Source organism: Pararhodospirillum oryzae (genome assembly GCF_007992075.1).
GTDB classification, from domain to species: domain Bacteria; phylum Pseudomonadota; class Alphaproteobacteria; order Rhodospirillales; family Rhodospirillaceae; genus Pararhodospirillum; species Pararhodospirillum oryzae.
On sequence record NZ_BJZO01000098.1, the window covers coordinates 1 to 12955 of the forward strand.

10 protein-coding genes are annotated in these 12955 nt (G+C 66.4%); 8 read left to right on the top strand and 2 right to left on the bottom strand.

Annotated elements, in window-relative coordinates:
- From ROR02_RS16670 to ROR02_RS14235, 3 genes are all read left to right on the top strand, one after another.
- Window positions 1-742, top strand: a 742-nt coding sequence (locus ROR02_RS16670) for a hypothetical protein (RefSeq protein ID WP_170245128.1), incomplete at its 5' end; no start/stop codon positions are given.
- Between the two features lie 198 nt (window positions 743-940).
- A complete protein-coding gene (locus ROR02_RS14230) occupies window positions 941-2299 on the top strand; it encodes a pyridoxal-phosphate dependent enzyme (RefSeq protein WP_147164709.1) in 1359 nt (452 codons plus the stop codon).
- Window positions 2296-3465, top strand: coding sequence for a trans-sulfuration enzyme family protein (locus ROR02_RS14235; protein WP_147164710.1), 1170 nt, complete (start codon window positions 2296-2298; stop codon window positions 3463-3465). Before ROR02_RS14230 ends, ROR02_RS14235 begins: the two co-directional genes overlap by 4 nt.
- A gap of 16 nt (window positions 3466-3481) precedes the next feature.
- On the opposite strand, the gene ROR02_RS14240 is transcribed toward ROR02_RS14235, so the two are convergent.
- Window positions 3482-4453, bottom strand: a complete 972-nt coding sequence (locus ROR02_RS14240; RefSeq protein WP_147164711.1) for a helix-turn-helix transcriptional regulator — start codon at window positions 4451-4453, stop codon at window positions 3482-3484.
- Window positions 4454-4630: 177 nt separating this feature from the next.
- Between ROR02_RS14240 and ROR02_RS14245 the strand changes: the two genes are divergently transcribed.
- Window positions 4631-6646: a TonB-dependent receptor gene (locus ROR02_RS14245; RefSeq protein WP_147164712.1), complete on the top strand. Its 2016-nt coding sequence runs from the start codon at window positions 4631-4633 to the stop codon at window positions 6644-6646.
- A 127-nt stretch (window positions 6647-6773) separates the two neighbouring features.
- Here the strand turns inward: ROR02_RS14245 and ROR02_RS14250 are convergent, their stop codons facing one another.
- Window positions 6774-7610: an AraC family transcriptional regulator gene (locus ROR02_RS14250; RefSeq protein ID WP_407672661.1), complete on the bottom strand. Its 837-nt coding sequence runs from the start codon at window positions 7608-7610 to the stop codon at window positions 6774-6776.
- Window positions 7611-7710: 100 nt separating this feature from the next.
- On the opposite strand from ROR02_RS14250, the gene ROR02_RS14255 reads away from it, so the two are divergent.
- The 4 genes from ROR02_RS14255 to ROR02_RS14270 are packed head-to-tail and all read left to right on the top strand — an operon-like array spanning window position 7711 to window position 12743.
- Window positions 7711-9273, top strand: coding sequence for an ABC transporter substrate-binding protein (locus ROR02_RS14255; RefSeq protein WP_170245130.1), 1563 nt, complete (start codon window positions 7711-7713; stop codon window positions 9271-9273).
- 50 nt (window positions 9274-9323) lie between these two features.
- Window positions 9324-10250 (top strand): ABC transporter permease, encoded by a 927-nt coding sequence (locus tag ROR02_RS14260; protein ID WP_170245131.1) that lies wholly within the window; start codon window positions 9324-9326, stop codon window positions 10248-10250.
- The gene (locus ROR02_RS14265; protein WP_147164716.1) at window positions 10247-11071 is read left to right on the top strand and encodes an ABC transporter permease; all 825 of its coding nucleotides are present in this window, start codon (window positions 10247-10249) and stop codon (window positions 11069-11071) included. Before ROR02_RS14260 ends, ROR02_RS14265 begins: the two co-directional genes overlap by 4 nt.
- 10 nt (window positions 11072-11081) lie before the next feature.
- The gene (locus ROR02_RS14270; protein ID WP_147164717.1) at window positions 11082-12743 is read left to right on the top strand and encodes an ABC transporter ATP-binding protein; all 1662 of its coding nucleotides are present in this window, start codon (window positions 11082-11084) and stop codon (window positions 12741-12743) included.
- Window positions 12744-12955: the final 212 nt, after the last annotated feature.

The window sequence follows — 12955 nt, forward strand, 5'->3', positions numbered from 1 at the left end:
CCAGCGCCTCGGCGCCCCGGACGGCATCGCGGCCAGCCTGTGGGGGATCGCCCAAATCCACTTGGCCCGCGAGGAATTTGCCGCAGCGGCCCCCCTGGTTTCGCGCGCCTACGAGATTCTGTGCGAGTTGGGACGCCTGGATGGGATCGCGGTGCTCGGGGCAATCCACGGCCCGTTCCTTGCCGCCGCCGGCCGGGTGACCGAGGCGCTCGCGGTGCTGGAGCGCTCCCGGCAGGCGTTTCGCCACTTCGGCAACGATGCCCGCGCGGACGAGATCGCAGCCTTGGGAACACCTCCGCTCCCTCCCCCCCCAGGATCCCGACCCATGACCGATTCCGTCACTCTTCGCCTTGCCGGCCCGCAGGCCGACGACATCGCCCCCCGGGTGGCCGCCGCGCTGGCCCGCACTTTCGGGGAAACCCCGACCGTGCACCACGAGGAGGCCCCCGCCCCCGCGCTCCACCGCAGTCTGGACCTGGGCACCGGCCTTACCATGGGTTGCATGGTTCTCACCCTTCCCGGAACCGTGCTCGCCGTGGTCAGCTTGATGGACCGGCGCAAGAAAAGAGGCGAGCTTCAGGAATTGATTGAAACCCTGCGCACCGTGTCGGAAGGGCGCCAGGTCTCCTTGCGCCTGGAGATCGACGGCCGCCCCCTTCCCCCGCTGGCCGACCTGAGCGCCGACGCGCTGCTGGAAGCCGCCTCCGCCTCCAACCCGCCCCCCTCGGACGCGGCTTCGTAAAAAGCCCGCCCCTTTTCCCGCCGCCTGCCCCAGCCAACCGGGCCCGCTCGCGCCGCTACCCTGACAAGGCACCGGCTTATTTAACACATTTACACCGTGCAATCCTTTCGTACTCCACAAACCACTCGGGTTTTCCTTGACGCGGGCAGCCGCATCGGACATACTATTAGTCTATCGAGTTTATGGAGTGATAAGGCCATGGCGCCCGTCGATCTTCTTTCCCACATCGGCCGCACGCCGATCGTCCGTCTGGAGACCCTGGACACGGGCCCCTGCGAGCTGTTCGTCAAGCTGGAAAGCCAGAACCCCAGCGGCTCGATCAAGGATCGCATCGCGGTCTCGATGATCGACGCGGCCGAGCAGGAAGGGCGCCTGCGCCCCGGGGGCGCGCTGGTCGAGGCCACGGCGGGCAACACCGGCCTGGCCCTGGCCCTGGTCGCGGCCCGGCGCGGGTATCGCCTGACCCTGGTGATCCCCGACAAGATGAGCCGGGAAAAAATCGCCCATGTCCGCGCCCTGGGGGCCGAGGTGGTGTTGACCCGCTCCGACGTGGGCAAGGGCCATCCGGCCTATTACCAGGATCTGGCCCAGCGTCTGGCCGACGAAACCGGGGCCGTGTACATCGACCAGTTCAACAATCCGGCCAACCCCCGGGCCCACGAAACCGGCACCGGCCCCGAAATCTGGGAGCAGTTGAACGGCCAGGTGGACGCGGTGGTGGCGGGCGTGGGGTCGGGCGGCACGCTTACCGGCCTTTCGCGCTTTTTCGCCCGCGTTTCCCCGACCACCGACATCGTGCTGGCCGATCCCGAGGGCTCGATCCTGGCCGAGTACACCCGCTCGGGCCAGGTGGGCGAGGCCGGGTCGTGGCTGGTGGAAGGCATCGGCGAGGATTTCGTGCCTCCGGTGTCCGACCTGTCGCGGGTCCGCCACGCCTACACCATCTCCGATGGCGAAAGTTTCGCCACCGCGCGCGCCGTGCTCCGCCACGAGGGGATTCTGGTCGGCTCGTCGTCGGGCACCCTGATCGCCGCTGCCTTGCGCTACTGCCGGGCCCAGACCAAGCCCAAGCGGGTGGTCACCTTCGTGTGCGACAGCGGCAACAAGTACCTTTCCAAGATGTACAACGACACCTGGTTGAACGATCAGGGGCTTTCCGAGCGCGCCCCGGTTGGCGACCTGCGCGACCTGATCGCCCGCCGCCCCGACGAGGGCGCCCTGGTCAGCGTGGATCCGCAAGAAACCCTGCGCATCGCCTACCAGCGCATGAAGCTGCACGATGTTTCCCAGCTTCCGGTGCTGGAGCACGGGTCCTGCGTGGGCCTGATCGATGAATCCGACCTGTTGCTGGCCTTGCAGCGGGGCCTTCCGTTTGGCGCCCCTGTCGCCAGGGCCATGGTCACGGATCTGGAAACCCTGGCCCCCGATGCGCCCCTTGACGCCCTGCTCGCGTTGTTTGAACGCGGCCGGGTGGCGCTGGTGGTCGATCAGGGCCGGTTCCTGGGCCTGATCACCCGCATGGATTACCTGAACGCCCAACGAGGAAAAGCCGCATGACCGCCTCCCCCTCCTTCGCGTCGGGTCTGGGGACCCTCAGCGTCCACGCCGGCCCCGGGATCGATCCGGCCACCGGCGCGGTGATGACCCCGATCTACGCCAGTTCCACCTTTGCCCAGCCCTCCCCCGGCCAGCCGGGGGCCTGGGAATACGCCCGCTCGGGCAATCCCACCCGCGCCGCCTTTGAACGCGCGCTGGCCGAGCTGGAAGGCGGCACCCACGGCTTCGCCTTCGCCTCGGGCCTCGCGGCCGAAAACACGGTGCTGGACCTGCTCGACCACGGGGCCCATGTGGTGGCGGGGGCCGATCTCTACGGGGGGTCGTGGCGCCTGTTCGCCTCCGTGCGGGCCCGCACCAGCCACCTTGAAACCAGTTTCGTGGACACGACCGACCTCGGCGCCCTTGAAGCGGCCTTGCGTCCCGATACCCGCATGATCTGGATCGAAACCCCCAGCAACCCGCGCCTGAGCGTTACCGACCTTGCCGCCGTGGCCCGGCTCGCGCGGGCGCGGGGCATCCTGAGCGTGGTGGATTCCACCTTCGCCACGCCCTGGATCCAGCGCCCCCTCGACCTGGGCATCGACATCGTGGTGCACTCGGCGACCAAGTACCTGAACGGGCACTCGGATCTGATCGCGGGCGCGGTGGTGGTCAAGGATGCGGATCTGGCCCAACGGCTGGGTTTCCTGCAAAACGCCACCGGGGCGGTGCTTGATCCCTTCCCCTCGTTCCTCGCCCTGCGCGGCCTCAAGACCCTGGCGCTGCGCATGGAGCGGCATTCGGCCAACGCCTTGAGCGTGGCGCGCCACCTGGAGGCCCATCCCGGGATCGCGCGGGTTCACTACCCCGGCCTTGTCGGCCACCCCCAGCACGCCCTGGCCCGCCAGCAGATGCGCGCCTTCGGCGGCATGGTCAGCGTGGAACTGGCCACCGACCGCGCCGGCACCGTGCGCTTCCTGGAAGCCTTGCGGCTGTTCGCGCTGGCCGAAAGCCTGGGGGGCGTTGAAAGCCTGGTTGGCCACCCCGCCACCATGAGCCATGCGTCCCTCCCCCCCGAACGCCGGGCGGCGCTGGGCCTCACCGACTCCTTCGTGCGCCTGTCGGTGGGGATCGAGGACGAAGCCGACCTGATCGCCGATCTCGATCAGGCCCTGGCCCGGGTGTGAGTCTTTCACCGCCTCCTCAGGGGGTCGTGTTTCTCCATTCACGTGGGGAAACGCCCGTGTGGTCCTTGAAGGCCTTGCTGAAGTGACTGAGGCTTGAAAAGCCGACCGCGTAGGCGGTTTCGGTCACACTCTGCCCGTTGCCCAGCAAGGTCATGGCGGCCCGCAAACGGATCGAACGCAGGTACGCATGCAAGGACGCCCCCATGAGGTGGCGAAACCCGACCTGAAGCCGCTTTTCGCTCAACCCGACATGGCGGGCCAAGGCCCCGGTGCTCCAACGCCGGCCGTAATCGTCCTCCAGAAGCCGGCACGCCATCGCGATGCGCTTGCGATCGCGTGCCGGAACCCGGACCGCCGGCGCCGGCAGAATGTCGCGCAGGGCCAGGGCCAGCAACTCCAGGGCCTTGGCGCGCAAATACAGGCCTTTCACGAACGGGCCTTCCCCGCCCTCGCACGCCGCCAGGATATCGCGCGCGATCCGTCGCGCCCCGGGTGACGCGGGACCGACCCGAAACACGCCCCCGTCTTGCGGATCGGATCCGTCCCCGGTGAGGGTGAAAAGGGCTTCGCGCAACACGGCCATCGCGGTGTCGGCGACCAGGGGCAGAAGGATCCGCAGGGGAAAACGCGCCTCGACAAGGCAGAGCCTCCCGTGCGCCTTCACCACGTCGGCCCCCTGGGCCGCTTGCCCCATGGCGTACAAGACGGTGGTTTCCGGCCGTAGCGTCAAGCCGGGGCCCTGGGCCGGCTCCATGCTGACCTCGCCCTCCAGCAGCACCCCGACACAGACCATCGGCGGCGCCTCGCCGCGCAGCGTCCAGTCGTGGTCCACGGCGCCACTCCACGTTCCCACAAGAATGTCTTCCTGAACGTCGTGGAAACGCAAGACGTCGCCTCTTCCAGCGGGAAGGCGCCATGCCGGCCACAAGGGATGGCCGTGGAGAGTCGCGGAGCCCCGATCCGTCAGACCGAAGGGGTCTTGAGTCATGAATTTTGCCCTGAAACCACAAAAACCGGCCGGCTACCGTTAGACGGCCTCCCTGGACCTGCGATTAAATCTCATTACCACATGAATGAAAGGGGTGTCCAGCCGGGCGCCCGCGTCGGGATGGGGCGTGTCTCATCCGGACTCATCCTTCCTGGAGTGGATAAAGGAGATTGGCTGATGCAGGGGCCTTTTCGCGCCGGTGGCGCCGTGGTGTTGGTGACGTTGACCTGGCCCGCGTTTGCCCAGGATCCCCCCGAGCAAGGGACGGAATCCGCCGAGGGCGTCATCATGCTGGCGCCCGTTTCGGTGACGGCCAACAAACGCGAACAAACCGATTTCGAGGTCTCGGGCAGCGTGGCCGTGAAAACGGGCGAGGCGCTGGAAAAAGAACGGGTGAACAGCACCGACACGCTTGATACCCTGTTTCCCGAGCTGCAATCGATGGGGCGCAGCTCGCGGGTATACAATAACTTCACACTGCGCGGCCTGTCTTCGGGCGACTTTTATGGGCCGGCGGTCGGTCTGAACGTGGACGGCGTCCCCCAGCTGCCACATGCCTACGCGCAAGCCCTGGAAAACGTTGACCGGGTCGAACTCGTGAAAGGCCCGCAAGGCGCGGTGTACGGGCGCGGCGCCCTGGGCGGGGTGATCAACGTGGAAAGCGCCCTCCCCGACGACGAACCTGCGGTGTGGACCGACGTTCAGGCCTTCAGTCGCGGGCACCGGGTTTCGGGCGGGGGCAGCAGTGGCCTTCATGCCGGCTGGGCGATCCAGGGCATGGCCACCGACAGCATGGAAGATGGCTCCCTGGATGATCCGAACCGCGATCGAAAAAACGTCGACGATCGGCGCGTGACCAGCGGGCGGGCTTCGCTTCATTACCTGCCTGCCGACCAGCCTTTTCGGGCGCGTTTGAAAATCGGCACCGAACGGTATCGATCGGAAGAGGAGTATTACGTCCCCTTGGATGACCTGTCGCGCGACAGGGTCAATCCCGTGGTCACGACCCCCAAGCTCAACCGGCGTCTTGACGATATCAGCCTGGACGCCACGCGCGAGATCACCGACCGGTGGTCAACCACCGGAATCGTCGCCTGGCAGGAAATGTTCCTGGAGCGCACCTTCGGAACCTATGGCATCGATACGAAGGAAGATCAAAACAGTTTGTATGGCGAACTGCGCGCAAATTACAAAAGCGATGATTTTTCTTTCCTTGTTGGATACAGTGGACAGAGGCAACATTTTAAATACAAAGATGTCGGAGGGGAAGGAAGCATCGGGTTCATGGGCGGGCCCTTGTCTGACAATACCATGGTCACTCATTCCTTGTTTACCGACAGCACGCTTCGTTTCGCGCCACGGTGGGAAATCAGCGCCGGCGCCCGTGTGGCCTGGGAAAAAGCCGATTCCCTCATGAGCATTCCAGACGAGACCGGTGCGGCCGTCGATTACGAAAATGACGCGACGTTCTGGGCCATCACGCCACATGCTGCGCTTGCCTATCTTCCTTCAGACTCGCATCGCTTGTGGGTTGGCATCGGCCGGGGGTACAAGCCGGGAGGCTTCAACAAGGCCGGCACCACCACCTTGGATACCGCTTCCTACGGCTCGGAAACCGTTCTCAGCTTTGAAACCGGCTGGAAGTATCAGTCGGAGGACCAAAAGCTGCGCACCGAGGTCACGCTCTATGATATCGAAAGCCACGAGGTGCAAGGCTATAGTGGACCGGCGGGCTTGATGACGCTTTCCAACATGGGCGATGCCCGCAGCCTGGGCGTCGAGGTTAATGCCACGGCCGTGGTTTTCGAGGATCAGGAAGTCTCGGTGGGCGGCATGGTCAACAGAAGCCGGTTCACCAAGGGCCAGTACGAGGGCAACATCACCCCCTATGCCCCGGCCTACAGTCTGCGGGCGTCGTGGACCGGACATTTCGGGGAAGGCGGCCGCTGGCAACCCACGGCAACCGTGCGTCACGTTGGGGAACACTATTTCGACGAAAGCAACACGTTGCGCCAGGGCGCCTATACGGTCGTTGACGCGGGTCTGAGCTACGAAACGGACCATGGAGTGACGCTGGGCGTCTATGGCCGCAACCTGTCCGACACGATTTACCAGGTCTACGCCAACAGCTATGTCGGCGCGCAACTGGGCGCCCCCCAAGAGTTCGGGTTGCACCTGACGGCCCGCTTTTAGCGCTTTTACATCCTCCGAATCCCGGGCACGTGCGGATCCCCTTGATCGGCACGTGCCTTCCCTCCCCGATCCAAGCCCATGGAACACGCCAGGAGAGAAAACCAGGCGGACCCGGCAAGGCGGCCTGTCACCCGCCTTCGCCGCGCTCCCGGCCCGGATAGTCGCTCGGCGTGCATCCCAGGGTCTTGCGGAACATGGCGGTAAAGGCGCTCTGGCTGGCGTAGCCAAGATCAAGGGCGACCTCCAGCACCGATTGCCCGCTGCCCAACCGCGCCACCGCTTCCATCAGGCGCAACCGCTGGCGCCATTCCCGAAACGTCAAGCCGGTTTCCTGGACAAACAGGCGCGCCAGGGTTCGCGTGCTGGAATGGGTGAACGCGGCCCAGGCTTCCAGGGGCCGGTTGTCATCGGGGTGCTGGCAAAGATGCTCAAGGATCGGCAGCAGCCGGCGATCCTCGGCCATCGGCACATGAATGGTGCCCAAATCCGGAGCCCGGCGGATCTGGTCGGTAATCGTCAGCAACAACCGCTTTTGCTCCTCCCCATCCCCAGTTGGCTCGGTCATGCCAAAAGCCAAAAGCTCGCGGAGCAAGGGGGTTACCGACAGCACCTTGCAGGTTTGAGGCAGGCCCGGCACTTCCCTGGTGCACACATAAACATTGTGGATCGACAGATCGTCCAGGGCCTCGACGCAATGGACAACCCCCGGCGGGATCCACATCGCCTGATGCGACGACGCCGACCACAGGCGCTCTTGTGCCCGAACACGAAAGCGTCCCCGCTGCGGGGAAATCAACTGCCCCCGCGCGTGACAATGCGCGAGGCCGTACCGCCCCCGTGGCAGTTGCCCCGGAAGCAACAACACCGGCCCCTCGGCTGTATCGATCCGCTGAAGCCGGGGTTGGAGAGGCCCTGTCCACGGCGTTCCGACTGGCGTGTTTTCGATGCACTTTGGCGCGTTCACGGGATACCTCGGCGATGAGAATGCGTATCAATACTCAAGGTACCGCGCCCCGGCCCCCGGGCCAAGCGTCTCTTGCGATCCCATCGAACAACGGAATGCGATGCGCCCCCTGCTCTCCTGTTTTACCCTCTCCGCCCGACTGGTCGTGGGCGTCTTCATGAGCCTGCTCGCGGGCGCCAGCGTCGGGGTGGCCGACGACGCCCCTACCCGGGGCACCCGCTTCGTGATCGCCGACGAGGTGGGTGACTGGGGAATCCCGTCGCCCTATTTGCACGATCGGCGCGGTCCCGGGTTCATTCTGACCTCGCTGGTATTCGACACCCTGATCTGGAAGGACGCGACGGGGGCCTTCGTGCCATCCCTGGCCGAAACCTGGACCGTCGACGACACCGGAGCAACCTTCACGCTTCACCCCAAGGCGCGTTGGCACGATGGCGTCCCGGTCACCGCCGACGACGTGGTGTTCACGGTCGGGATGTTTCGCGAATTTCCCCTCGCCTCGTTGGACCTGTCGCGCATCCAAAGCGTGCGTGCTCTTGACGACCACACCGTCCGCTTTGAAATGACCCAGCCGTTCGCCCCGTTCCTGGCGACGATCGCCGGGGTCATGCCCATTGTCGGGCGCCACCTGCATGGGGCGGTTGAAACACCGATGACCCTTGGCCTGCCCCAGGCGGCGATCGGATCCGGTCCGTTTCGCCTGGAGCACTACGACCGGGTTCAAGGGGCCACCTTGTTCCGGGCCAATCACGCGTACCACCGAGGACGCCCCACGGTCGAGGAGATCGCCTTTGTTCGGATGACGCCGCCGGTGGCCGTGGCGGGCGTGCGCAAGGGGACCGTCGACCTGGCGACTTCCGTCCCGGTGCGCGACGCCGAAAGCCTGGCGGCGGCCGGCGTGCGCCTGCTTGTTCATGACACCGGCCATCCCGTGCGCCTCAAGTACAACACCAGGCATCCTGTCCTTGCCGATGGGCGGGTCCGCCGGGCGTTTGCGCATTTCATCGACCGGAAGCGGGTGATCGAGACGGTGTACCTGGGCTGGGCGGTGCCATGGGATCCCCGGGGACTGGCGCCCCTCGCCGATCCGGCCCGGGATCCCTACCCCTTCGATCCAGGGGCCGGCCAGCGCCTGCTTGAACAAGCCGGATGGAGCCGGACCCCGGACGGGCCTTGGATCCGGGAGAACGAAGCGGTTCGCCTTGATCTTCTGGCTCCGCGCGCCCAGGAAAGCCTGGCGCGTCTGATCGGCCAGCAGCTTGGGGCGCAGGGCTTGGGGGTAGCGGTGCGCCTGTTGGATCGCGGCGCCTTCGACGAGGCCCTGCGCCAGGGGGCCTACGACCTGGCCCTGACGTCTCACGGCCTGCTGGGGGACCCGGACGTGTTTCGTCAGGGCGTCCTGGGCACCCGTCCCGACAGCGACCGCTACACCGCCAATCCCGACCTGGTCGCCGCTCTTGAAGCCCAGGTAACGCAAACCGACCCCGCCCGGCGTCAGGCCTTGCTGGCACGCGCGGGGGAACTGTACGCCCGGGATCTGCCCTCGTATGTCCTGGTTTCGCCCCGCCGTGCCGCCGTCGCGCCCGAGCCCTTCTTTTTCACTCCGGGCGGCGTCGGGCCGGGGGTACCCTCCGTTTTGAACAAACTGGCATTCCTCCCATGAGCCGGCGCGCCACGGCCCGCAGCCTTCCGGGCGCGGTATTTGGATATGCATTGACACTGACTTTGCTGGTTTGCCTCAACTTCGTGGCGCTCCACGCCCTGCCGGGCGATCCTTTGACCGTACTGCTGGGCGATGCCACCCTGGTTTTCCCCGACGAGGCCCTGCGCGCGCGTCTGGCCGATCTTCATGGTCTGGACGGCAGCCTGGGGGAGCGCTTCTTGCGGTATGTCGGGCGTCTCGCGCGGGGGGATCTGGGCTGGTCGCTGAGCCACGCCGCGCCGGTACGCGATCTGGTGATCCAGATGCTGCCCTGGACCCTGGCCCTCGTGGCGTGCGCCAGCGTGCTGGCGTTCGTGCTGGGCCTGGGCGGCGGGGTGGAGGCCGCCTTGCGTCACGGCAGCCGGGAAAATCCCTGGATCCTGGCCACCCTGGCTTTTCTGGACAGCATTCCCCCGTTCGTGAAAGCCATCCTGATCTTGTTTGTCTTCGGGTTGTGGCTTGAGGTCGTTCCCACGGCCGGGGCCCTGGCACCGTTTTCCGACACCACCGGGCTGGCCCGGGCCCTTGAGCTCGCCCACCACGCCGTCGCCCCGGTGGCGACCCTGGCCGTGCACGAAACCAGCAAGCTGTTGCTGTTTGCCCGGGGCACGACCCTGGCCCTTTTGTCGCGTCCCTTTCTGACCGTCGCCGTGGCCAAGGGGGTCGGTCCATGGCGTCTGCGTCGGGCCTACCTCGCGCCCAACGCCCTGGCCGCGGTGGTGGCCCGCACCGCCGCCTTGATGTCGGGCATGATGGCCGGGGCTGTGTTCGTTGAAACCGTGTTTGCCTACCCCGGCATCGGTCGTCTGGCGGTGGAGGCGATCGCGGTGCGCGACCTGCCCCTGGCCCAGGGGCTTTTCCTGGTCCTGGGCGCCGTGATTCTCACCCTTAACCTGGTGGCCGATCTGATCGTGCTCCGTTTGGATGCCCGAGGATGACCGGCCGGCGCGCATACGGCCTTCTGGGCGGTGGAGCGGGATTGGCCGGGGTGGGCCTGATCGGCGCGGGGCTCGCCTTCCCCCTGGCCGAGCCCGCCATGAGCGGCCCCCCCCTGCGGCCTCCGTCCGCCGATTTCTGGTTGGGAACCAACGCCCTGGGCCAGGACCTCCTGACCTGCGTCCTGGTGGCCGCCCCTGGCACCATGTCCCTCGGGCTGGCGGCGGGCGTGGCCACCGTGGGAGTGGCCTTGCTGGTGGCCTTCGCCGCCGTGGTCCTGCCTCCGGGGATCGGCCGCCTGATCTTGCGCGGTGTCGATACCTTGATGGCCTTGCCCGCCTTGGTGCCTGCCATGCTGGTGGCCAGCCTGTTGCGCCCGGGGCCCGGGGTCCTTTTGCTGCTGCTGGTGGCCTTCGCCTGGCCGTTCCAGGTTCGCGCCCTGGCCGCCTTGATGCGCCGCGAGCGCTCGCGCGAAAGCTATCGGCTGGCCCGGGGCTTCGGGGCCGGAGCGGGCTACCTGCTGCGCCGTCATCTTGTTCCGCGCATGCTGCCGGTTCTGGTGGCACTAACCATTCAGGATGTTCGCCGGGCGGTGATGCACGCGGCCGGGCTTGCGTTTCTCGGGCTGGCCGATCCCACGGTGCCTAATTGGGGGGCCATGCTGGCCCAGGCCCTTCCCCTGCTGCACGACCCCTCGGCGTTGTGGCTCATCCTGGCGCCGGCCGGCGCGCTGAGTTTGTTTATTTTCTCCTTGTTTCAGATCGGGCTACGGCTGGAACGCTGGAGCCATCACGCCCTGGGAGGCCGCCTTGATCCGCGTTGAAGATCTCTGCGTGACCATTGAGACTACCCGGGTGCTGTCGGGTGTCTCTTTCACCCTCACGCGCGGGCGCGTGCTCGCGGTGGTGGGAGAATCCGGGGCCGGTAAAACCACCCTGGCCCGCGCCTTGATGCGCCTGGGGCCCGGACAGGCCAGCGGCCGGGTGCTGTTTGGCGACGAGGATGTCCTGGGTTTCGATGGTCCACGTCTGCGGCGCTATCGCGGCGGCGAGGTGGCCCTGGTGGTGCAAGCCCTCGGCGATGCCCTCAATCCTCAATTAAAGGTCGTGGATCAGATCGCCGACGCCGGGGGACGCCATCCGGCCGAGGCTCGGGCTCGGGCGCGCGTGTTGCTGGCCCGCCAGGGGCTTGATCCGGCGGTGCTGGAGCGCTATCCGCGTGGCCTGAGCGGCGGGGAGATTCAGCGGATCTTGCTGGCCCAGGCCCTGGCCGAGGATCCCGACGCGCTGATCTTGGACGAGCCGACGGCGGCCCTGGATCCACAGGCGCGCCGCGTGGCCCTTGACATCCTGGCCGAGGCGGCCCGCGATCGCGCCGTTTTGCTGATCACCCATGATTTCAACGCGGCCCGGGCCCTGGCCGACGATGTCGCGGTGCTGTACGGCGGTCGCCTGATCGAGATCGGCCCGACACGGGAGATCCTGACCCGGCCCGCCCATCCCTATGCCCGGGCCTTGCTGCGCGCCCAGCCCGAGCGGATGTCGGGCAAGGACCTGCAAGGCGTGCCCGGCCGGTTCGAACGGCGTGACCAGGGCTGTGTATTCGCCAACCGTTGCTGCCAGGCGGTGGACGCCTGCGCCCGGACCACGCCGGCGATGGAGACCGCGCGCGGCCGCCCGGGCCATGGGGTGGCATGCCACCGGGGCGGGGTGGTGACGGCCTTGTCGGCGCAAGGACTCTGGAAAACCCTGGGCGGGCGGGCGGTTCTCGCGGGACTAGACCTGGAGGTACTCAACGGAGAAACCGTGGCGATCTGCGGGGCCTCTGGATCGGGCAAATCCACCTTGGCCCATCTGCTGTGTGGCCTGGAGTCCCCCGACTCTGGCACCTTGACCCTGGATGACCGGGGTGCCGGGATCGAAGGCGGCGGCGTGGCCCTGGTCGCGCAGCATCCCGCCCTGGCCCTTGCCCCCCATTTCACGGTGCTTGAGGCGGTGGCCGAACCCCTGCTGTTTCGCTCCGTGCCCGCCGGCCTGCGCCAGACGCGGGCGGTGGAGGCATTGCAGGCCGTCCAGCTGCCCACCGACGCCGCCTTCCTCGGACGGCGGACCCATGCCCTGAGCGGCGGGGAGTTGCAGCGCCTCGCCATCGCGCGCGCCCTTGTGGTTTCCCCGGCCGTGCTGGTCGCCGACGAGGCGACCTCGGCCCTGGATGTCAGCGTGCAGGCCAAAATCTTGCGCCTGTTCGCCGATCTTCAGGAACAAAAGGGGCTTGCCGTGGTGTTCATCACCCACGACCTTGCCGTTGCCCGCCGGATCGCCGACCGGATGGTTCGCTTCAAGGATGGCCGCCTGGAGCCGGTTCCGACGGGCCCTTCTCGTTCCGATGAAGAGCCTGCCCCTCCGACTGGACCGGAAACGGTAAAAAAGATGAATGCCCTTCCCATAATAGAGAAAAAAATCCACTTTCTCACAAATGTAAATGGAGCGATCTAGGGTTTTCCGGGGCCAAGTTTGGGCATTTTATATCCCAACTTGGCCCAGAATACGCCTCTGAAGGCTGCATTTTTCACGTCGAATCGGACAGTCTCCAGATCAATTTGCTTGAGTTTTACTCTTCGGGAAAGGCGATTTCCACTTTTCCCTGACAAATTCCAGAGCGCATTCCGATCGAAATGGATCGATGAATGCGCTCTAGTTTTTTGAAT

Coding starts and splice junctions, on each gene's coding strand:
- ROR02_RS14230 (WP_147164709.1), top strand. CDS start 941: ATGGCGCCCGTCGATCTTCTTTCCCACATCGGCCGCACGCCGATCGTC.
- ROR02_RS14235 (WP_147164710.1), top strand. CDS start 2,296: ATGACCGCCTCCCCCTCCTTCGCGTCGGGTCTGGGGACCCTCAGCGTC.
- ROR02_RS14240 (WP_147164711.1), bottom strand. CDS start 4,453: ATGACTCAAGACCCCTTCGGTCTGACGGATCGGGGCTCCGCGACTCTC.
- ROR02_RS14245 (WP_147164712.1), top strand. CDS start 4,631: ATGCAGGGGCCTTTTCGCGCCGGTGGCGCCGTGGTGTTGGTGACGTTG.
- ROR02_RS14255 (WP_170245130.1), top strand. CDS start 7,711: ATGCGCCCCCTGCTCTCCTGTTTTACCCTCTCCGCCCGACTGGTCGTG.
- ROR02_RS14265 (WP_147164716.1), top strand. CDS start 10,247: ATGACCGGCCGGCGCGCATACGGCCTTCTGGGCGGTGGAGCGGGATTG.